The 21601-nt window shown below is 67.9% G+C and carries 17 protein-coding genes, 2 tRNA genes and 1 pseudogene; 18 read left to right on the top strand and 2 right to left on the bottom strand.

What is annotated here, in order from left to right; translation table 11 throughout:
* Positions 1 to 4: 4 nt before the first annotated feature.
* The 13 genes from recF (at position 5) to J4H91_RS11395 (ending at position 19274) form a co-directional block, all read left to right on the top strand.
* Entirely contained in the window at positions 5 to 1225 is a 1221-nt protein-coding gene (gene recF, locus J4H91_RS11455; protein ID WP_208046397.1) for a DNA replication/repair protein RecF, read from the top strand.
* On the top strand, positions 1225 to 1710 hold the full coding sequence (locus J4H91_RS11450) for a DciA family protein (RefSeq protein ID WP_208046396.1): 486 nt from the start codon (positions 1225 to 1227) through the stop codon (positions 1708 to 1710). The genes recF and J4H91_RS11450 overlap by 1 nt, the downstream gene beginning before the upstream one ends.
* Positions 1711 to 2291: 581 nt before the next feature.
* On the top strand, positions 2292 to 4289 hold the full coding sequence (gyrB, locus tag J4H91_RS11445) for a DNA topoisomerase (ATP-hydrolyzing) subunit B (RefSeq protein ID WP_208046395.1): 1998 nt from the start codon (positions 2292 to 2294) through the stop codon (positions 4287 to 4289).
* Positions 4279 to 6843, top strand: coding sequence for a DNA gyrase subunit A (gene gyrA, locus J4H91_RS11440; protein ID WP_208046394.1), 2565 nt, complete (start codon positions 4279 to 4281; stop codon positions 6841 to 6843). The genes gyrB and gyrA overlap by 11 nt, the downstream gene beginning before the upstream one ends.
* Positions 6836 to 7243, top strand: coding sequence for a DUF3566 domain-containing protein (locus J4H91_RS11435; RefSeq protein ID WP_208046393.1), 408 nt, complete (start codon positions 6836 to 6838; stop codon positions 7241 to 7243). Before gyrA ends, J4H91_RS11435 begins: the two co-directional genes overlap by 8 nt.
* 74 nt (positions 7244 to 7317) lie before the next feature.
* Positions 7318 to 7394, top strand: a tRNA-Ile gene (locus J4H91_RS11430).
* Positions 7395 to 7471: 77 nt separating this feature from the next.
* A complete protein-coding gene (locus J4H91_RS11425; RefSeq protein WP_208046392.1) occupies positions 7472 to 9226 on the top strand; it encodes a glycoside hydrolase family 13 protein in 1755 nt (584 codons plus the stop codon).
* Positions 9227 to 9316: 90 nt separating this feature from the next.
* Positions 9317 to 11755 carry a glycogen/starch/alpha-glucan phosphorylase gene (locus J4H91_RS11420; RefSeq protein WP_208046391.1) on the top strand — a complete coding sequence of 813 codons (2439 nt, stop codon included), beginning with the start codon at positions 9317 to 9319 and terminating at the stop codon, positions 11753 to 11755.
* A 113-nt stretch (positions 11756 to 11868) separates the two neighbouring features.
* Positions 11869 to 14073: a 1,4-alpha-glucan branching protein GlgB gene (gene glgB / locus J4H91_RS11415; RefSeq protein ID WP_208046390.1), complete on the top strand. Its 2205-nt coding sequence runs from the start codon at positions 11869 to 11871 to the stop codon at positions 14071 to 14073.
* Positions 14070 to 15365, top strand: a complete 1296-nt coding sequence (glgC, locus tag J4H91_RS11410; RefSeq protein ID WP_208046389.1) for a glucose-1-phosphate adenylyltransferase — start codon at positions 14070 to 14072, stop codon at positions 15363 to 15365. The genes glgB and glgC overlap by 4 nt, the downstream gene beginning before the upstream one ends.
* A gap of 96 nt (positions 15366 to 15461) precedes the next feature.
* Entirely contained in the window at positions 15462 to 16928 is a 1467-nt protein-coding gene (glgA, locus tag J4H91_RS11405; protein ID WP_208046388.1) for a glycogen synthase GlgA, read from the top strand.
* Complete coding sequence (gene glgX, locus J4H91_RS11400) at positions 16925 to 19129, top strand: glycogen debranching protein GlgX (RefSeq protein ID WP_208046387.1); 2205 nt, start codon at positions 16925 to 16927, stop codon at positions 19127 to 19129. The genes glgA and glgX overlap by 4 nt, the downstream gene beginning before the upstream one ends.
* Before the next feature lie 72 nt (positions 19130 to 19201).
* Positions 19202 to 19274 (top strand) — tRNA-Ala (locus J4H91_RS11395).
* Positions 19275 to 19326: 52 nt separating this feature from the next.
* Here J4H91_RS11395 and J4H91_RS15990 read toward each other — a convergent pair.
* A pseudogene (locus J4H91_RS15990) lies at positions 19327 to 19560 on the bottom strand (helix-turn-helix domain-containing protein); the annotation flags it as partial.
* A gap of 89 nt (positions 19561 to 19649) precedes the next feature.
* Here J4H91_RS15990 and J4H91_RS11385 point away from each other — a divergent pair.
* On the top strand, positions 19650 to 19865 hold the full coding sequence (locus J4H91_RS11385; protein WP_208046386.1) for a helix-turn-helix domain-containing protein: 216 nt from the start codon (positions 19650 to 19652) through the stop codon (positions 19863 to 19865).
* 365 nt (positions 19866 to 20230) lie between these two features.
* Positions 20231 to 20479 (top strand): hypothetical protein, encoded by a 249-nt coding sequence (locus tag J4H91_RS11380; protein ID WP_208046385.1) that lies wholly within the window; start codon positions 20231 to 20233, stop codon positions 20477 to 20479.
* On the opposite strand, the gene J4H91_RS11375 is transcribed toward J4H91_RS11380, so the two are convergent.
* Positions 20476 to 20634, bottom strand: coding sequence for a hypothetical protein (locus J4H91_RS11375; protein WP_208046384.1), 159 nt, complete (start codon positions 20632 to 20634; stop codon positions 20476 to 20478). The two genes, J4H91_RS11380 and J4H91_RS11375, sit on opposite strands and share 4 nt — an antisense overlap.
* A 30-nt stretch (positions 20635 to 20664) precedes the next feature.
* Between J4H91_RS11375 and J4H91_RS11370 the strand changes: the two genes are divergently transcribed.
* Genes J4H91_RS11370 through J4H91_RS11360 form a run of 3 tightly spaced genes read left to right on the top strand, consistent with a single transcriptional unit; the run spans position 20665 to position 21583 of the window.
* Complete coding sequence (locus tag J4H91_RS11370) at positions 20665 to 21090, top strand: hypothetical protein (protein ID WP_208046383.1); 426 nt, start codon at positions 20665 to 20667, stop codon at positions 21088 to 21090.
* Positions 21087 to 21350, top strand: coding sequence for a hypothetical protein (locus tag J4H91_RS11365; protein ID WP_208046382.1), 264 nt, complete (start codon positions 21087 to 21089; stop codon positions 21348 to 21350). The genes J4H91_RS11370 and J4H91_RS11365 overlap by 4 nt, the downstream gene beginning before the upstream one ends.
* A complete protein-coding gene (locus J4H91_RS11360) occupies positions 21347 to 21583 on the top strand; it encodes a hypothetical protein (protein ID WP_208046381.1) in 237 nt (78 codons plus the stop codon). The genes J4H91_RS11365 and J4H91_RS11360 overlap by 4 nt, the downstream gene beginning before the upstream one ends.
* The last annotated feature ends 18 nt before the right edge of the window (positions 21584 to 21601 follow it).

Here is a 21601-nt window from a genome sequence, read left to right as displayed (position 1 = left end):
GACGATGCGGGTCGCGCATCTTTCCCTCACCGATTTCAGGAACTATCCCACCGCGGAGCTCGCGCTGTGCGAGGGGCCGAACCTGATCATCGGTCGAAATGGACAGGGCAAGACCAACCTCGTCGAGGCGATCGGCTACTTCTCGACGCTGCGTTCCCATCGTGTCAGCGGCGACGCAGCGTTGATTCGTGCCGGCGCCGATCAGGCGAGTGCTCGGATGCGTGTGGAGGCCTCGGGCCGCAGCGTGCTGCTCGAGATCCAGATCAACAGGGATCGCCAGAATCGCGCGTCTGTGAACCGAAACCCCGTACGCCCGAGAGAACTGATGCGCTGGTTCGCGTCTGTGGCCTTCGTCCCGGAAGACCTGGGCATCGTCAGAGGAGATCCTGCGGGTCGCCGCCGGTTCCTCGACGACTCGCTCATCGTTCGTCACCCGATTGCGGCAGGCACGCTGAGCGATTACGAGCGCGTGGTGCGTCAACGCACGGCTCTCCTCAAGTCGGCCCGGAAGAGCGGCGTGCGGTCGCTCGGCGCAGCGCTCGAGGTCTGGGATGACCAGTTGGTGACGCATGGCTCGCAGATCATGCTGGCGAGACGCGAACTCGTGAGAGATCTCACTCCGGCACTTCGCACGGACTATGAAGCGCTCGTGGGTCAGGATCACCGCCCTGATCTGGGAATCTCCGAGTCGGTTTATTCCGAGACGGATGTTTCACGTGAAACGGATGGCGTGTCGGAGTTGGCCGAGGTTTCACGTGAAACACTGATGGAGCACTTCAGGCGGGCGCTCGAGGAGGTTCGTTCGCGAGAGATCGATCGCGGGGTGACGCTCATCGGGCCGCATCGTGATGATCTGCTGCTCGGCCTCAACGCGCTTCCTGTGAAGGGGTATGCGAGTCACGGCGAATCGTGGTCGTTCGCCCTGTCACTCAAGATGGCACTCGCGAACATCCTGCGCGAGGAGTCTCCAGCCGGCGATCCCGTGATCGTTCTCGACGACGTGTTCGCCGAACTCGATCGGGGAAGAAGAGAGCGCTTGATGTCGGCCGTCAGTGGATTCGAGCAGGTGATCGTCACCGCCGCTGTGGAGGAAGATGTCCCCGACTCGGTCGAGTGGAATCGGACACTCATCGAGGCCGGCAGGATCATGGATGAAAGTGATTCTCTCGGCACAGATGACACTTTCGATACGGATGACATCGTCGAAGGAGCGGGGGAGGAGTGATGTCGGGAGTCGATGTCGGCTTCGCCGCGGCAGCCTATCTCCGTGCGAAGTCGACCTGGCGAGGGCGGCCCGTCCGTGCCAGGCGCATACGCGGCGAAGACGGTGAGGTCACTGCTCCCTTCGGATCCGGGAGGGATCCGAAGGCCCTCTCCGATGTCATCACGACGATGACTCGGCAGTTCGGCTGGGACAGCGAACTCGACCAGGCGCGACTCATCGTAGAGTGGCCGGACTTCGCGGGCGAGGCCACCGCCGAGCATACCCGGGTGATCGGTGTGAGCAACGGGGTGCTTCAGGTGCAGTGCGATTCCACGACTTGGGCGACCGAGCTTCGACGTCTACGCGCCGAAATGCTCACCCGGGTGCTGAAGGAGTACCCGGATTCCGGAATTCGCGATCTGCGTTTTCTGGCGCCGGGGGCGCCGAGTTGGAGGCACGGGCCCCGTTCGGTGCCAGGCCGCGGTCCTCGGGACACCTACGGCTGACGGTCCCCGATCGTCCTCAGCGTGCAGAGCGATGAAAATCGTTCTCTCAAACGCATTCTGCGGTGAACTCGCCGGTCCGCGTCCGAGCAGAGTTGTGCCTCAGCCGGGAGAATCGCCATTTCGCGCCGTGCACCTGCGTTTTTAAGTTCTCATCTGGGAAAATTCTGATCGGCAAGTTCGGCTGAGGATGCAGAGGTCTCCTCCCGCCGACTGAGGTCTCTTTTCGCTGATTGAGCGAGCGAAGCGTGTCGAAATCGAGGGGCGGAATCGAGGGAGTCGAGCGAGGGTTCCTGGTTTCGACTCGCTTCGCTCGCTCAACCGGCGGATGTGGGGTCCGTTCGCCGGGCCGCCGGAAGTGAGAAGTGAAGTGCGCTCGCAGCGCCGGCGGAGAGAGGTGCGATCGAGGTCTCCCGGAACCTCGGAAGTGCTGTTCATCTCTCGCGGGGGACGATCCCTACGCCGAAATGCTCTCCAGAGGCCCGATATCAGGCCTTTCCGGGCCTGGAATTGATAAGCTGGTGTGCGGAGTTATCCGGGGCAGAGAAACGCTCTGAGAAGCCCAGAAGGGGACCAATCACAGCATGAGTGCGGAACAGGCCACGGCCGGAGAAGACTACGGCGCCGACGCGATCCAGGTGCTCGAAGGGCTCGAGGCGGTACGCAAACGGCCTGGCATGTACATCGGCTCCACCGGCCCCCGAGGGCTTCACCACCTCGTCTACGAGATCGTCGACAACTCCGTCGACGAGGCGCTGGCCGGGTACTGCGACACGATCGACGTGACCATTCTCGAGGACGGCGGTGTGCGAGTCGTCGACAACGGGCGAGGGATCCCTGTCGCTCCGCACTCGTCCGATCCTTCGAAGTCCACCGTCGAGGTCGTGCTCACCGTGCTGCATGCCGGCGGTAAGTTCGGCGGTGGCGGGTACGCCGTCTCGGGCGGCCTCCACGGCGTAGGTTCCTCCGTCGTGAACGCGCTCTCGACTCGTTTCGAGGTCGAGGTGAAGCGCGAAGGTTTCACGTGGAACATGTCCTTCACGAACAGCGTTCCCGACGCTCCGCTCGCGCAGGGGGAGCCCACCGATGAGACCGGCACCACCATCACCTTCTGGCCGAGCGCCGACATCTTCGAGACCGTCGAATTCGACTACCAGACGCTGCGCACCCGCTTCCAGCAGATGGCCTTCCTCAACAAGGGCCTCAGGATCGCGCTCACCGACCTGCGCCCGCAGGAGCCCGTGGAGAACGAAGAGGGCGAACTCGTCGCGCCCTCGGCTCCGCACGACGAGTTCCTGTACGAGAAGGGCATCGAGGACTACGTCCACTACCTCAACTCGGCGAAGCGCGCGGAGCTGGTGCACGATGAGATCATCTCATTCGAGCTCGAGGACACCGAGCGCAAGATCTCCGCGGAGATCGCGATGCAGTGGACCACGGCCTACACAGAGAGCGTGCACACCTACGCGAACACCATCAACACGCACGAGGGCGGCACGCACGAGGAAGGCTTCCGAGCGGCGCTCACCACGCTCGTCAACCGCTACGCCCGCGAGAAGAACATCCTCCGCGACAAGGACGACAACCTCTCCGGCGACGATGTGCGCGAGGGTCTGACCGCAGTCATCTCGGTCAAGCTCGGTGAGCCCCAGTTCGAGGGGCAGACGAAGACCAAGCTCGGCAACACCGAGGCGAAGGCCTTCGTGCAGAAGGTCGTCGGCGATCAGCTGGGGGACTGGTTCGAGCGCAATCCCGCCGCCGCCAAGGACATCATCCGCAAGGCGATCCAGGCCGCGACGGCCCGACTCGCGGCTCGCAAGGCGCGCGAGACCGCGCGCCGCAAGGGCCTGCTCGAGTCGGGCGGCATGCCCGGAAAGCTCAAGGACTGCTCGTCGAAGGATCCGTCGGTCTCCGAGATCTTCATCGTGGAGGGCGACTCCGCGGGCGGATCCGCGGTGCAGGGGCGCAACCCGGAGACGCAGGCGATTCTGCCGCTGCGCGGCAAGATCCTGAACGTGGAGAAGGCCCGCCTCGATCGTGCGCTCGGCAACGCCGAGGTGCAGGCCATGATCACCGCGTTCGGTGCGGGCATCGGTGAGGAGTTCGATCCCGAGAAGGCGCGGTATCACAAGATCGTGCTCATGGCCGACGCCGATGTCGACGGTCAGCACATCACCACGCTGCTGCTCACGCTGCTCTTCCGCTACATGAGGCCGCTGATCGATCTCGGCTACGTCTACCTCGCTCAGCCGCCGCTGTACCGCATCAAGTGGGTCAACGCCGAGCACGACTACGCCTACAGCGACGCCGAGCGCGACGCCCTGCTGGCGCTCGGCGCGGAGAAGGGCCGACGCCTCCAGAAGGAGAGCGGCGTGCAGCGCTACAAGGGTCTCGGCGAGATGAACTACGAGGAGCTGTGGGAGACCACGATGAGCCCCGAGACCCGAACCCTGCGGCAGATCACGATGGACGATGCCGCAGCCGCAGACGAGATCTTCGCCACCCTGATGGGCGAGGACGTCGAGGCCCGCCGAGGCTTCATCCAGCAGAACGCGAAGGACGTGCGTTTCCTTGACATCTGAGAACACCACCCCCGAAGAGCTCGAACAGGCCGCGGAGGGCGAGACCAACCACGGCAAGATCGACCAGGTCGACCTGCAGCTGGAGATGCAGCGCTCGTACCTCGACTACGCGATGAGCGTGATCGTGGGACGTGCGCTGCCGGACGTGCGCGACGGCCTGAAGCCGGTGCACCGTCGTGTGATCTACACGATGTACGACGGCGGCTACCGCCCAGACAAGTCATTCTCGAAGTGCACGCGCGTGATCGGCGACGTGATGGGCCAGTTCCATCCGCACGGCGACGGCGCGGTCTACGATTCGCTCGTGCGCCTCGTGCAGCCGTGGGCGATGCGCTACCCGCTCGCGCTCGGGCAGGGCAACTTCGGCTCGCCGGGCAACGACGGTGCGGCCGCGCACCGATACACCGAGACGAAGATGTCGCAGCTCGCCATGGAGATGGTGCGCGACATCGACGAGGAGACCGTCGACTTCCAGGACAACTACGACGGCCGCACGCAGGAGCCGACCGTGCTCACGGCGCGGTTCCCGAACCTGCTCGTCAACGGCTCCGTCGGTATCGCCGTCGGCATGGCCACGAACATCCCCCCGCACAACCTGCGCGAGGTGTCCGAGGCCGCCATCTGGCACCTCGAGCACCCGGATGCGAGCCGGGAGGAGCTGCTCGAAGCGCTCATGGAGCGGGTGAAGGGCCCCGACTTCCCGACGGGCGCGCAGATCCTCGGCACGAAGGGGATCCGAGAGGCCTACCGCACCGGGCGCGGCTCGATCACGATGCGAGCCGTGGTGAACATCGAGGACATCCAGGGGCGCACCTGCCTCGTGGTCACCGAGCTGCCCTACCAGGTGAACCCCGACAACCTCGCCGTCAAGATCGCGGATCTGGTCAAGGACAACAAGGTCCAGGGCATCGCGGATATCCGAGACGAGACGAGCGGCCGCACCGGCCAGCGCCTCGTGATCGTGCTGAAGCGTGATGCGATCGCGAAGGTCGTGCTCAACAACCTCTACAAGCACACGCAGCTGCAGGAGAACTTCGGCGCGAACATGCTGGCGATCGTGGACGGGGTTCCCCGCACGCTCGCACTCGACGGCTTCATCACGGCCTGGTCGAAGCACCAGATCGAGGTCATCGTGCGCCGGACCGAGTTCCGCCTGAAGAAGGCGGAGGCGGAGGCCCACATCCAGCGCGGCTACCTGAAGGCGCTCGACGCGCTCGATGAGGTCATCGCGCTCATCCGTCGCTCGCCGACGGTGGAGGAGGCCCGCGAGGGCCTCATGACCCTGCTCGATGTGGATCAGATCCAGGCCGACGCGATCCTGGGACTGCAGCTGCGCCGGCTCGCAGCGCTCGAGCGGCAGAAGATCCTCGATCTCGCCGCGAAGCTCGAGGCGCAGATCAAGGAGTACGAGGGGATCCTCGCGTCTCCGACCGAGCAGCGCGCGATCGTGATCGAGGAGCTCGGCGAGCTCGTGCACAAGTACGGCGACGAGCGCCGCACCACGATCCTGCACGGCTTCGACGGAGACATGTCGATGGAGGATCTCATCCCCGAAGAGGAGATGGTGGTCACGGTGACGCGCGGCGGCTACGTCAAGCGCACCCGCATCGACAACTACCGCTCGCAGCATCGCGGTGGCAAGGGCGTCAAGGGGGCCCAGCTGCGCGCCGACGACATCGTGGAGCACTTCTTCGTGACGACGACGCACCACTGGCTGCTGTTCTTCACGAACACGGGCCGCGTCTACCGTGCGAAGACCTACGAGATCCCCGAGGGCGGCCGCGACTCGAAGGGGCAGCACCTCGCGAACCTGCTGGCGCTCGCGCCCGACGAGACGGTCACCCAGATCCTCGACGTGCGCGACTTCGCCGAGGGCTGGTTCCTGGTGCTCGCCACCCGCGACGGACTCGTGAAGAAGACCGCGCTCGCCGAGTACGACACCAACCGAACCGGCGGCATCATCGCGATCAAGCTGCGCGAGGGCGACGAGCTCGTCTCGGCGCTCATCGCCGAGGCGAGCGACGACGTGCTGCTCGTGTCGCGGCACGGCATGTCGGTGCGCTTCACAGCCTCCGATCAGGCGCTCCGGCCCATGGGTCGCTCCACGAGCGGCGTGCGCGGCATGAACTTCCGCGAGGGCGACGCTCTGCTCTCCGCCTCCCGGATCAGCGAGGAGAGCGGCTTCGTGTTCGTCGTCACGGAGGGCGGCTACGCCAAGCGCACCGCGGTCGACGAGTACCGCGTGCAGCAGCGCGGCGGCTACGGCATCAAGGTCGCGAAGCTCGACGAGAACCGCGGTGATCTGGTCGGCGGTCTCATCGTCGACGAGAGCGACGAGGTGCTCGCAGTGCTGGCGAGCGGCAAGGTGGTCCGATCCCGCGTGGCCGAGGTGCCGGCCAAGGGACGCAACACCATGGGCGTCGTGTTTGCGCGATTCCCAGAGCGGGACCGTATCATTGGCATCGCGCGAAATTCGGAACGCGGGCTCGAAGACGAGGAGTCCGAGACCGGGGAGTCCGTTCCCGCAGAGAACAAGGAAGACGTGAATGAGTAACACTGTCGCCGACAAGTTGGCAAAGAAGACCCGCAAGAAGGCGCCCGCGAAGCAGGTCCGCCTGAAGCTGGTGTACATCGACTTCTGGTCGGCGGTGAAGTTCTCCTTCCTGGTCTCGATCTGCCTCGCGATCGTCAGTGTGGTCTCGACGCTCCTCATCTACACCGTGCTGCAGACGACGGGCGTCTTCGGCCAGGTCGATGCGCTGTTCATGGACATCGTGGGCGACGAGAACAGCCTGATGAACATCATCGGCTTCCCGCAGGTGCTCGGTTTCGCGGTCGTCGTGGGCATCCTCAACATCATCATCGGCACGGCGCTGGGCGCGGTGGGGTCCCTCGTCTACAACCTGCTGGTCCGCGTGCTCGGCGGATTCCAGCTCGGGTTCACCAGCAACTAGTCGATGAACTCGCCCGATGCGCGGTGCGGATTTCAGTTTTCACCGCGCATCGGGTAGAGTCATTTTCTGGTCAAGGGGCTATAGCTCAGGCGGTTAGAGCGCTTCACTGATAATGAAGAGGTCCCAGGTTCAAGTCCTGGTAGCCCCACCACCACGAAGGCAGACGATGCGGATCGTCTGCCTTCGCTTGTTTTCAGGGATGTCCGAGGTGCGGGCCATAATTGAGCCATGGCGCACTCAGAGTCGATGCAGCATCAGGCGGACACCCTCCCCGATTGGTGGCGCAGCGCGGTGATCTACCAGATCTACCCCCGCTCCTTCGCCGACGCGAACGGAGACGGCGTGGGCGACCTGCCCGGCATCACCTCGCGCTTGCCCTATCTGCGCGACCTCGGCGTCGACGCGGTCTGGATCTCGCCGTTCTACCCGTCGCCGCAGGCCGACGCGGGTTATGACGTGGCCGACTACTGCGGCGTCGACCCGCTCTTCGGCGATCTCGATGCCGCCGACGAGCTGATCGCCCGCGCCCACGAGCTCGGCATGCGGGTCATCGTCGACGTCGTGCCGAACCACACGAGCGACGAACACGCCTGGTTCCAGCGCGCTCTCGCCGCGCCTCCCGGTTCTCCAGAGCGAGGCTGGTACGTCTTCCGCGACATCGACCCGGATGACCCGGAACGCCTGCCGAACAACTGGCCCTCCGAGTTCGGCGGCGCGGCCTGGTCGCGCACGCCCGAGACGGCGCACTCGCCGGGCGAGCAGTGGTATCTGCACCTCTTCGACTCGAGGCAGCCCGATCTCGACTGGCGCAACACAGAGGTGCGCGAGGCGTTCCTCGACATCCTGCGCTTCTGGCTCGATCGCGGGGTCGATGGCTTCCGCGTCGATGTGGCGCACGGCCTGATGAAGGCCGATGGGCTGCCCGACTCTCCGCTCTCGCGCAGCGAACTGCAGGCGGAGGGGGTGCCGACCTGCACGGCGCCCTACTGGGATCAGAACGGTGTGCACGAGATCTACCGCTCGTGGCGCGAGCTGATCGAGAGCTATCCGGGCGACCGCGCGATGGTCGCGGAGGCGTGGGTGCAGCCGCTCGAGCGGCTGGCTCGCTACGTGCGGCCCGACGAGTTCCATCAGGCGTTCAACTTCGCCTTCCTCGGCTCGCGGTGGGACGCGGCTGAGCTGCGCGCGCGCATCGCGGAGTCGCTCGAGACGGCAGCTTCGGTGGGCGCCCCGACCACCTGGGTGCTCTCGAACCACGATGTCATCCGCCACGCGACCCGCTTGGGCCTGCCGCCCGATCAGATGGAGACGCAGCTCGGCTCGGGCGACATCACCCCCGACCCCGTCGCGGGGATCCGCAGGGCGCGGGCGGCGTCCGCGCTGATGCTGGCTCTGCCTGGCAGCGCCTACCTCTACCAGGGCGAGGAGCTCGGCCTGCCCGAGGTGATCGACCTGCCGGCCGATGCGCGCCAGGATCCCACCTTCCGCCGCACGGGCGGCGAGCGGCTCGGGCGCGACGGCTGCCGCGTGCCGCTGCCGTGGCGCGCGGCAGCGCCGGCCTACGGCTTCAACGACACCGGGGAGGCGTGGCTGCCCCAACCCGACGTCTTCGGCGAGCTCGCGGTCGACCGGCAGCTGGGGGAGCGCGGCTCCACTCTCGAGCTCTACCGCGCGCTGCTGGCGCTGCGGCGCGAGCGCGGTCTGGGCGAGGGATCCCTGTCGTTCCTCGACCTCGGAGACGAACTCGTGGCTCTCGACATCACGGCCGACGCCGGGGTCACGCGGGTCGTGCTCAACCTCGGCACGAGCGAGTGGACGATCCCCGAGGGATCGCAGGTGCTTCTCATGAGCGATGAGGGGACGGAGAGCCCCGCGGACGCAGCGGGCGATGCCGGAGCGGCGGTCGATGACCGAGCGGGCGACAACACCGCGGAGCGGCGCCTGCCCGTCGACTGCGCGGCGTGGCTCGTGCCGGCGCCCTGAGCCGCGACAAAAAGCTGAATCGTTCCTGCAGCCCCTAAGATGGGGGATCTGCGGGGCGCGACCCGTTATCAGAACACCACCGGGAGTCACATGTCCGAGAGCTTCGCCGTCACCGGCATTCGCAGCGATGATCTTTCGCTTCCCGAGCCCACGCCGGAGCACTTCAGGTGGTCGCTGCTCAACCACCTGCAGTACACGGTCGGCAAGAGCCCCGAGCATGCCTCGAAGTTCGACTGGCGCATGGCGCTGTCGCACGCGATCCGCGATCGCGCGGTGAATCCCTGGTTCAACTCGACGCGCCGCACCTGGGCCGAGGATCGCAAGCGCGTCTACTACCTGTCGATGGAGTTCCTGATCGGCCGTCTGCTCGAGGACATGACGATCAACCTCGGCCTGCGCGACGTGGTCGCGGAGGTGCTCGACGGCTTCGGCCTCAGCTTCGCCGACATCGCCGAGGGGGAGCCCGACGCCGCGCTTGGCAACGGCGGCCTCGGCCGCCTGGCCGCCTGCTACCTGGAGTCGATGGCCACCGTCGGCTGCCCGGGCTACGGCTACGGTCTGCGCTACGAGCACGGGCTCTTCAAGCAGAGCTTCGATCACGGGCGCCAGGTCGAGACGCCGGAGAACTGGCTGGCCGAGGGCACGCCGTGGGACTTCACGCGCACCGAGTCGGCGTATCACGTGGGCTTCGGCGGCGAACTCGTCGAGGAGGACGGCGTGCAGCGCTGGCGTCCGGGCTCCCAGGTGCTGGCCGCCGCCCACGACACCCCGGTGGTCGGCTACGGTGGGCGCTGGGCCAACACGCTGCGCCTGTGGTCGGCGATGCCCAACGCCGATCTCTTCGATCTCGGCCGCTTCAACGCCGGCGAGTTCGCGGCGGCTTCCGAGCCCGAGGCGCTCGCGCGCAGCCTCAGCCGGGTGCTCTACCCGAACGACACGACCGAGGGCGGCAAGCAGCTGCGTCTCTCGCAGGAGTACTTCCTGACCTCCGCCTCCGTCCAGGACATCCTGCGCCGGTACCTCGCCGCCCACGACGACCTGAGCCGACTGCCCGAGTACGTCGCGATCCAGATGAACGACACGCACCCGGCGATCGCGGGCCCCGAGCTGATCCGTCTGCTCGTCGACGAGCACGGCTTCGGCTTCGACGCCGCGGTCGACGTGGCGACGCGGGTGCTCGGGTACACGAACCACACGCTGCTGCCCGAGGCGCTCGAGCGGTGGACGGTGGGTCTCATGCGTCAGGTGCTGCCGCGCCACCTCCAGATCATCGAGCGGCTCGACACGCAGTTCGTCGAGCTGCAGGGATCGCGGCCCGATCCTGTGCGGCTCATCAGCGGCGACCAGGTCAACATGGGGGATCTCGCCTTCGCTACCAGCCACCGCGTCAACGGCGTCTCCGCGCTGCACTCGGAGCTCGTGCGCAAGGAACTCTTCCCCGTGCACGACGAGCTGCACCCCGATCGCATCGTCAATATCACCAACGGCGTCACGCCGCGCAGGTGGCTGAAGCTCGCCAACCCCGAACTCGCCCGTCTGATCACCGACACCGTCGGCGAGGGCTGGGAGACCGACCTCGAGCGCCTGCGCGGCCTCGAGGCCCACGCCGACGATCCATCGTTCCTCGACGCCTTCGGCCGCGCCAAGCACCGAGCGAAGGAGGCGTTCGCCGGCTGGGTCATGGGCGAGCACGGCCTCGGCGTGCCCACGGATGCGCTCTTCGACGTGCAGGTGAAGCGCTTGCACGAGTACAAGCGCCAGCTGCTGAACATCCTCTGGACCATCGCCCGCTACCAGCGGATCAAGAGGGATCCCGGCGCCGGCTGGGTGCCCAGGGTGAAGATCTTCGGCGGCAAGGCCGCGCCCAGCTACCACACGGCGAAAGACATCATCCGTCTCATCAACGACGTGAGCCAGATCGTCAACAACGATCCGGACACGCGCGACCTGCTGCGCGTCGTCTTCCCGCCGAACTACGGCGTATCGATGGCCGAGAAGCTGATCCCGGCCGCCGATCTCTCCGAGCAGATCTCCACGGCCGGCATGGAGGCCTCTGGTACGGGCAACATGAAGTTCGCACTGAACGGCGCGCTCACGATCGGTACGCTCGACGGCGCGAACGTAGAGATCCGCGAGCACGTCGGCGCGGACAACTTCTTCCTCTTCGGCATGACCACCGAAGAGGTGGCGGCGCGCCGGGCCGAGCCGGGCCACGCCCGGGCTGCGATCGAGCGCAGTCAGGCGCTGCGGGACGTGCTGCAGGCGATTGCCGAGGGCACGTTCAGCCCCGATGAGCCGCACCGCTACGGCGGCCTCGTCGACATGCTGTGGAACAGCGACTGGTTCCTCGTCGCTTCCGACTTCGATTCCTACGACGCCGCGCAGACCGAGGTGGACCGCGCCTACGGCGATTCCGGGCGCTGGCAGCGCATGGCGGTGCTCAACATCGCGCGCATGGGCTACTTCTCGTCGGACCGCTCCGTGCGCGAGTACATGCGCGAGATCTGGGACATCGAACCCGCGCTGTAGAGCTCCGCTCACCGCGTTCTGGGGCGCTGCCGACCCCTCGCGCACCCGAAGTGGATCTCGGAGGCACCGAAGCGTGGTTGGATAGGGATCAAGCTGTTGACGAAGGAGTCGAGATGGCAGGCGGACACGCGCGACCCCAGATACTCGACGCTGCGGACGCCCGACTGCTCGCCGAGGGCGTGCACCCCGATCCCTTCGCGGCGCTCGGGCCCACGGGCGATGGCCGGCATCTCGTCGTCCACGTGCCGGGGGCCGAGCGCGTGTGGGCCGTCAACGGCACCGACGAGGTCGAGCTCGACGCGCATCCGGCGTGCTCCGGGGTCTTCACGGGGCCGCTGCTGCCCTACTACCGGCTGCGCATCGACTGGCCGGGGGGCGGCGACGAGGTGCGGGAGGATCCCTATCGCTTCGGCCCAGTGCTCGGCGAGATCGATGAGTATCTCATCGGCGAGGGCACGCACCACCGCCTGTGGCAGGCGCTCGGAGCGCACCTGATCGAGCACGAGGGCGTGGCGGGCGTGCACTTCGCAGTGTGGGCGCCCCACGCCGAGCGCGTGTCGGTCGTCGGCGATTTCAACGCCTGGAACGAGACCGCGCACCCGATGCGCGCGCGGGGGGCCACAGGCGTGTGGGAGCTCTTCGTGCCCGGGCTCGAAGAGGGGACCGTCTACAAGTACAGCGTGCTCGGCCGTCACGGCGCCAGGTTGCCGCTGAAGGCGGATCCCGTGGGTTTCGGCAGCGAGCACCCGCCGGCCAACGGCTCGGTGGTTCGCAGACTGGGCACGCACGAGTGGCGCGACGCCGCGTGGATGGACGCCAGGCGCGCGGTGAACGCGGTCGACGCGCCGATGAGCGTCTACGAGGTGCACCTCGGCTCGTGGCGTCGGGTCGCCGCGGACACCGAGACGGGCAGCCGGCCCCTGTCGTACCTCGAGCTGGCCACGGAGCTCGTCGACTACGCCGCCGATCTCGGCTTCACCCACATCGAGGTGCTGCCGATCAGCGAGCACCCTTTCGACGGTTCGTGGGGCTACCAGCCGATCGGGCTCTTCGCGCCGACGATCCGCTACGGCACGCCGGGGGAGTTCGCGGCGTTCGTCGACGCCGCGCATGCCCGCGGGCTCGGCGTCATCGCCGACTGGGTGCCCGGCCACTTCCCGACCGACGCGCACGGCCTCGGCCGATTCGACGGCACGGCCCTCTACGAGCACCGCGACCGGCGAGAGGGCTTCCACCCCGACTGGAACACGCTGATCTTCAACTACGGTCGCCCCGAGGTGCGCGGATACCTCGTCGCGAACGCCCTCTACTGGCTCGACGAGTACCACCTCGACGGTCTGCGGGTCGACGCCGTCGCCTCGATGATCCACCGCGACTACTCGCGCCGCGAGGGGGAGTGGATCCCGAACAAGGACGGCGGCCGCGAGAACTACGAGGCGATCGCGTTCCTGCGCGAGACCAATGTGGCCGCCTACGGCGAGCACCCGGGCGTGGCGATGATCGCGGAGGAGTCGACGACCTTCCCGGGGGTCACGCGCAGCGTCGACGCGCACGGCCTCGGCTTCGGCTACAAGTGGAACCTCGGCTGGATGAACGACTCGCTGAGCTACTTCGGCAAGGACCCGATCTACCGGAAGCACCACCACAACCAGCTCACCTTCGGCATCACCTACGCCTTCTCCGAGAACTTCATGCTGCCGATCAGCCACGACGAGGTCGTGCACGGCAAGGGGTCGATGTACGGCCGCATGCCGGGCAGCCACGCAGACAAGCTCGGCAACCTCAAGGCCTTCTACGGCTACATGTGGGGATATCCGGGCAAGAAGCTGCTGTTCATGGGGCAGGAGTTCGGGCAGCCCGCGGAGTGGAACTACAGCGCCGAGCTCGATTGGGCGGTGCTGAGGGATCCTGGCCACGCCGGCGTGCAGAACCTCGTGCGCGATCTCAACGCGCTCTACCGGGAACAGCCGGCCCTGCACCGGAACGACGCGCACGGCCGCGGGTTCCAGTGGCTGCTCGTCGATGCGGTCGACGACCAGGTCTTCGCCTGGATCCGCCGCGGCGATCCCGACGATCCGCACGTCGTGGTCGTGCTCAACCTCACGCCGGTCGAGCGCACGGGCTACCGCGTGGGCTTCCCGGTCGCGGGCCGGTGGATCGAGGCGCTCAACACCGACTCCGCCGCCTACGCGGGCGGCGACCGGGGCAACACGGGCGCGATCGAGACCGAGGCGATCCCCGCGGGCTCCGAAGCGCAATCGGCCATGCTCACTCTCCCCCCTCTGTCAGCCATCTATTTCGTGGAGGAACGGTCATGAACACCCGTCCTATTTCAGACCACCCCACCGGCGCCCCGCTCCGGTTGACGAGCCAGGCCATGGCGTTCGTGCTGGCCGGCGGCCGCGGCAGCCGACTCGAGGAGCTCACCGACCGCCGAGCGAAACCCGCGGTGCACTTCGGGGGAAAGTCGAGGATCATCGATTTCCCGCTCTCGAACGCGCTCAACTCGGGCATCCGCAAGATGGCCGTCGCGACGCAGTACAAGGCGCACTCGTTGATCAGGCACATGCAGCGCGGCTGGAACTTCTTCCGCGCCGAGCGCAACGAGTACCTCGACATCCTGCCCGCCAGTCAGCGCGTGGCCGAGAACAAGTGGTACCTGGGCACCGCCGACGCCGTGACGCAGAACATCGACATCGTCGACGACTACGACGTGAAGTACGTGATCATCCTCGCGGGCGACCACGTCTACAAGATGGACTACGAGATCATGCTGCGGCAGCACGTCGAGACGGACGCCGATGTCACGGTGGGCTGCCTGACCGTGCCGCGCGAGGAGGCGTCGGGCTTCGGCGTGATGGACGTCAACGAGCACGGCCGCATCGTCGACTTCCTCGAGAAGCCCGCCGACCCGCCCGGTATGCCCGACGATCCCGATATGGCGCTGGCGTCGATGGGCATCTACGTCTTCGACTGGGCGTTCCTGCGCGAGCTGCTGCTCGCCGATGCCGAGGACACGAGTTCGAGCCACGACTTCGGTCACGACCTCATCCCCGCGATCGTGAAGAAGGGCAGCGCCTACGCGCACCGCTTCAGCGAGTCGTGCGTCATGAGCGGCCTCGAGACCGAGCCCTACTGGCGCGATGTGGGCACGATCGACTCGTTCTGGCAGGCCAACATCGACCTCACCGAGTTCGTGCCGACGCTCGACATGTACGACAACGCCTGGCCGATCTGGACCTACGCAGAGCTGGTGCCGCCTGCGAAGTTCATCCACGACGACGAGGGGCGGCGCGGTCAGGCCATCCAGTCGCTCGTCGCGGGCAACTGCATCGTCAGCGGTGCCGAGGTGCACAACTCGCTGCTGTTCACAGGCGGCCGGGTTCACTCCTATGCGTCTCTGGATCACGTCGTCGCACTGCCCTACGTCGACATCGCGCGCGGCGCCGATCTGAGTCGGTGCGTGCTCGACAACCGCGTGCGCATCCCCGAGGGGCTGGTCGTGGGCCAGGACCCCGAGGAGGACGAGAAGTGGTTCCGCCGCACGGCGAACGGTATCGTGCTGATCACGCAGCCGATGCTGGATCGGCGGGCGGCCGCGCTGGAGTGAGGCGGGCCGCAGTGAGCGGTGCGGGCCATCGGGACGGTGGCTCGTACCGCGCAGGCGATCCCTCATCGCAGTGAAGAACCCAGGAAGGAACCGATCATGGCACCCCGCCAGAACCGCGTGCTGTCCGTCGCATCGGAGTGCGCCCCGCTCGTGAAGACGGGCGGGCTCGCCGACGTCGTGGGCGCGCTGCCCGCCGCGCTCGAGCCGCTGGGGTGGGGGTCGCGCGTGCTGCTGCCAGCGTATCCGGGGCTGCTCGAGCGGGTCGGCGCGTCGCGTCGGGTCTGGAGCGACCCGGATCTCTTCGGCGGGCCCGCCTCGGTGCGCTCGGGTCGGCTCGGAGACCTCGATCTGCTGCTGCTCGACGCCCCGCACCTCTTCGACAGGCCGGGCGGGCCCTACAGCGTCGACGGGCACGATCACCACGACAACCACGTCCGCTTCGCCGCGCTGTCGTGGGTCGGCGCCCGCATCGCGATCGAGGGGACGAGCGACCGCTGGCGCCCCGACGTCGTGCACGCGCACGACTGGCAGGCGGGGCTCGTGCCGTCGTATCTGAAGTACGCGGGATCGTCGGTCCCGACGGTGCTCACGATCCACAACATCGCCTTCCAGGGCGTGTTCGGCCCCGACCAGCTCGACCGGCTGCGCTTGCCGGCCTGGGATTTCCATCCCGACGCGCTCGAATACCATGGGCTCGTCAGCGCGCTGAAGGCGGGCATGGTGCACTCGACGAGGCTGTCGACGGTGAGTCCGAGCTACGCGCAGGAGCTGGGGAGGCCGGAGTTCGGCTTCGGACTCGAGGGCGTCGTCGCAGCCCGCCGCGACCGCGGGGAGCTGCTGGGCATCATCAACGGCATCGATACCGGGGTGTGGGATCCCGAGAGGGATCCGCACATCGCGCCCTACTCGGCCGCCGACCCGTCGGGTAAGGCCCGCAACCGGCGCGCCCTGTTCGAGGAGTTCTCGCTCGCGGAGTCGTCGGGGCCGCTCGCCGTGGTCGTGACACGTCTCACGCACCAGAAGGGCGTCGACCTGCTGCTCGAGGCGCTGCCCCGCTTCGTCGAGGCGGGCGGCGCCGTCGCGGTGCTGGGCTCGGGCGACCCGGGTTACGAGTACGGCCTCGGTGAGCTCGCCGCACGGTACCCGGAGTCGGTCGGCGTGCGCATCGGGTACGACGAGCCGCTCAGCCACCGCATGTACGCGGGCGGCGATCTGGTGCTCGTGCCGTCGCGCTTCGAACCGTGCGGGCTGACGCAGCTGTACGGTCTGCGTTACGGGGCGGTGCCCGTCGTCGCGGCGACCGGGGGACTGCGCGACACCGTGACCGACGCGCGGCCCGAGAACCTCGCAGACGGCACGGCGACGGGCTTCACCTTCGGCGACGCGGCCCTCGGCGGCACCATCGACGCGGGCGGGCTCGGCTTCGCCCTCGGCCGCGCGCTCGATCTCTTCCGCGACGAGGCCGCCTGGAGGCGGCTGCGCGCGCAGGCCATGCGCGCCTCCGTCGACTGGGGCACCTCGGCCGCCCGCTATGCCGATCTGTTCGCCGAGCTCGCTCGATGAGCGGCGCTGCCGAGCGCCCCGTCACGCCGGGGCGCTCCTGGCCGCTCGGCGTGACCGTATGCGGCGGGGCTGCGGGTGATGCTGCGGACGGCGCTGCCGGCGGTGATCCCGCCGGCGACGGCGTCAACGTGGCCGTGTGGGCGCCGGAGGCGACGCTCGTGGAATTCTGCCTCTTCGACGACGAGGGATCGGAGGAGCGGATCCCCCTCCCGTATCGCGACGGCGAGGTGTGGCACGCGCGCGTGCCCGGCGTCTCCGTCGGTGCCCGGTACGGGCTGCGCGCCGACGGTCCGAACGATCCGGGAACGGGCCGCCGCTTCAACCGGAGCAAGCTGCTCGTCGACCCCTACGCCCCATCCCTCGACCGCCCGCTGCGCTGGGATCCGCTCATGGCGGGATACGCGGCCGGGCCGGACGACGATCTCGCGCTCGACCGCCGCGACAGCGCATCCGTCGTGCCGAAGGGCGTCGTCACGGGTGCGGCCGACGGGCCCGATCCCTCATCGAACAGGCCCGGGCACGAGCTGGCCGATCTCGTGATCTACGAGGCGCACCTGAAGGGGCTGACGGCGACGCACCCCGATGTGCCCGATGAGCTGCGCGGCACTTACGCCGGCATGGCGCACCCGGCGATCGTCGAGCACCTCGTGTCGCTCGGGGTCACTGCGGTCGAGCTGCTGCCGCTGCAGGCCTTCTTCGACGACCAGTACCTCGTGGAGAAGGGGCTCACGAACTACTGGGGCTACCAGCCCGTGGCCTGGTTCGCGCCCGAGCCGCGCTACGCGCGTGAGGACGCCGACGCCGAACTGCGGCACCTCGTGCACACGCTGCACGCGGCGGGCATCGAAGTGATCGTCGACGTCGTCTACAACCACACGGGCGAGGGCGACGAGCTCGGGCCCACGCTCTCGCTGCGGGGCCTCCACAACACCGGCTACTACCGTCTGCTCGACGACGGGCGGCACTACGTCAACGACACGGGCACGGGCAACACGGCGGCCGTCGAACGGCCGATGGTGCTGCGCCTCGTGCTCGACAGCCTGCGGCACTGGGCCGAGCGCTACGGGATCGACGGCTTCCGCTTCGACCTCGCCGCCGCTGTGGGGCGGACTGACCGCGGCTTCGATCCGTTCGGCGCCTTCTTCCAGGCGGTGCAGCAGGATCCGGTGCTCGGCGGGCTCAAGCTCATCGCGGAGCCGTGGGATCTCGGGCCCGGAGGGTACCAGCTGGGCCGCTTCCCGCACCCGTGGTCGGAGTGGAACGACCGCTTCCGCGACGGGGTGCGCCGCGCGTGGCGCGGTCATCCGCGCTGGCAGGGCGATCTCGGCGCGCGGTTGCTCGGCTCCGCGCATCTGTTCGAGCACGCGGGGCGCAGCGCTACGGCCTCCGTGAACTTCATCACGGCGCACGACGGGTTCACGCTCGCCGATCTCGTGTCGTACTCGGAGAAGCACAACGAGGCGAATCTCGAGGACAACCGCGACGGGCACGACGACAACCTCTCGGACAACCTCGGGGTCGAGGGTCCGAGCGACGACGAGGGCGTCGTCTCGGCGAGGGCGCGACGGGCGCGCGGCATGCTCGCGACCCTCATGGTGTCGCAGGGCGTGCCGATGCTGCTCGCCGGCGACGAGATCGGCAACGGCCAGGGCGGCAACAACAACGCCTACGCGCAGGACAACAAGGTCGGCTGGGTCGACTGGTCGGCGCGCGACGACGGGCTGCGCGATTTCGTGCGGAGGCTCGTGGATGTGCGGAGGCGACTGCCCGTGCTGCGGCAGCGCACCTTCCTGCACGGCCGGGAACGTGCGGACGGGCTGCGCGATGTCGTGTGGCGGCGCGCGGACGGCGAGGAGCCCACGGCCGAGGACTGGCAGGACCCGCACGGCTGCCTCATCGCCGTCGAGCTGCGGGGGGCCGCGGGCGACCCGCGGGGCGAGGCGATCGACGGGGCCGTGTTCGTGATCGTGAACGTCGGCGGCGACGTCGACGTGGCGATGCCGGGGGAGGCCGGTGAGGGATCCGGGCTGCGCGCGCCCGTCTGGCGCCTGGAGATCGACTCCGCGAGGCCGCAGGACGAGGGCCTGGTCGAGGGCGGCTACCGCGTGCTGGCGCAGTCGGTCGTGGTGCTGTCGGCGGTGCCGTCGACGAGCGGCGCCGGCGCGGTGCGGCGTGGCGCGGCCGCACCCGGATCCCTCTGAAGCGGGATTTGCGCTCGAGGGGGTCGATCCCTAAGCTTGATGCTGTTGCGCAGCACCCTCGGGTCGCGCTCCGGGTCCTTAGCTCAGTTGGTAGAGCGCCTGCTTTGCAAGCAGGATGTCGGGAGTTCGATTCTCCCAGGATCCACAACCTCAATACGATCCCCGCTCGGTCCCACCGGACGGGGATCTTCTGTTTTCCCGAACAGCCAGTCGAACGACACGCCGAATGCGTCGGCAGTGTAAGCGATTTCCTCTAGGCTCCAGCCCCGCTCGCCGCGCAGCTTCTTGGAGAGCCCGGGCTGCGTGAGGCCGAGCTTCTTAGCGAACGTCGTCTGCGATATCTTCCCGCGCCACAACAGGGTGTGCACGCGTTCCCCGACGACCTCATCGAGCGAGGTGGCGCTGTCCTCTGCGATCCAAGCTGTACTCATGATGCCAGGCTAGCGATATCCAAGACTAAACGCAACAAACAAAACACCCTGGTCGATTCCAAACGAAATGCCATGTAGTATCTCGAACCATGGCAAAACGGAATGAACCAAACACGACGGAAGCGGAGACGCTGACGCCGGGGGAGGCGTCGGCTATCAGCGGCCTTACCCCGACGTGGCTCGCCCGTCTTGCTGATCGCGGCGAGCTGACTGTGAGCAAGCCGGGCGGCACGCATCGCCGCTACGTGCGCGCCGAGGTCGAGCGCCTGGCCGCACCCGTCGAACCCTCGGAGGCCGACCAGTGACGCGCCGACCCATCGCACGCCCGCCACCCGACCGGATCGGGGATAACTGAACACGCCGACGCTACCCAGGCCACCCATGGGAGACACGCGGGAAGCTACCGCGCACCAAGTCGCTAGAACCGACCTCGCAGGCGCTCGTTCATGGCAGGACCGACCGAGCACGCACCCAGCAGCCGCCCCCTGCGAGGGGCCCGTCACTGACGCCCGCAATGGGCGTGCCGTGCGACCGACCAACCGACCCTCTCGGCTCCGTCGAGCAGCACGCGCCCTCCAGAGCCGCATTTTCGCGGCTAGGAGGGGGCCAAACTCTCGCCCCCTGCCCTCACCCCTCCCACCATCGAGCAGCACGAAAGGAGCCGCCCCCGATGAGCACCAACAGCCGCTACGGCAGCATCGCCCGAGCGCAGAAGCTCGCCCGCGAAGCAATCCGAACCGCAAGCCCCCGCCGCTCGATCAACGAACCCCGCCGCGACCGCACCCCCACCGAGGACGCCGAAGTTGCATGGCTCGAAGCCACGCACTGTGAGCGATCCCGCCGCGACGATCACGGCCACATGATCCCCGCTCGCGCCACAGTCTGCCTCTACTGCGGCATCGACGCCATGAACGTCTAGCCCCGGTATCCCGAGCCCCGCTGCTCCTCCGAGTGCTTCCGCAGAGCCGACAGCACCGCCCCACGAATCACCGCCCACAGAATCCAGAAACTCACGATCGAGCCGAACAGACCGAACGTGATCGACAGAACCAATACCGGGGGAATGTTCTCCATCCCCACAGAGTACCGACGAAAGGCACCCCGATGACTCTCAAGCTCCACGCCCACGTGCAGCGCATCCGCGTCGCCGGCAACCTCGCGCCAGGCTGGAGCGCCGGCGTCACCGCCTACGACGACGAGGACACCTCAGCCGGCATCGGCGCCGCCGGCATCGCACCCTCACACGCCGAGGCCGTGCAGCTCGCCCGCGTGCTCTGGGCCGACCTCGACGCCGAACTCATGGCCGAGGTGCACGCGAGCCGCAGCAGCCGACACAAGGCCAAGGCCGCGAAGCTCGCCGCCGAGGAGCGCGCCACGGGTCGCTGTGGCGGGTGCCGAGACCTCGGCCCGCACCGCTACACCCCCGACTGTGAGTTCCGAGACCAGGTCAGCCCAGAGGAGGCTTACGGCCTGCTCGACCACGAGCCCGACACCATCACCGATATCTACACCCTGGGAGAACCCGCATGACCAAGCGCACTCAGGCCCGCGCCGTTGACATCATCATCGCCGTGGATCAGACCGACGCCCGAGCCTACGCCGACAAGCACGGGCACTGGCCACACGTGGCCGTCACACCGCGCTCCATGCTCGGCGCACGCGGACGCGTCGCCCCAGTGTACGCCACGCGCAAGGCGCGCTTGCACCCGCGCTACGCCGACATGCTCGCCGAGGCCAAGCCCGCAGGCGCGACCATCCCGCGCCGCGCACGCGACAGGCGCGTCGGATGAGCGCCTACGCCGCCCACGCCGACCTCTGCGCGGTGATCCACGCCCACGAGGACCCCGAGATGCTGGTGGAGATGCACGCGATGCTGGGCCGACTGGGCGAGTACCCCGTGTCGGGTGACATGATCGCGCTCATCCGACACGGCACCCGCGCAGACGTGCAGCACCGTCGCCACGCAGACGTGCAGCACCGTCGCCGCGCTGCCGCACGCGAGCAGAGGGCGACCACATGCTGACCCTGCTGACCGACACCG

This window comes from Leucobacter ruminantium (assembly GCF_017565705.1).
Taxonomy (GTDB): Bacteria; Actinomycetota; Actinomycetes; order Actinomycetales; family Microbacteriaceae; genus Leucobacter; species Leucobacter ruminantium.
The sequence above is the reverse complement of the archived record's forward strand: the minus strand, read 5'-3'. Positions and strand labels throughout refer to the sequence as shown.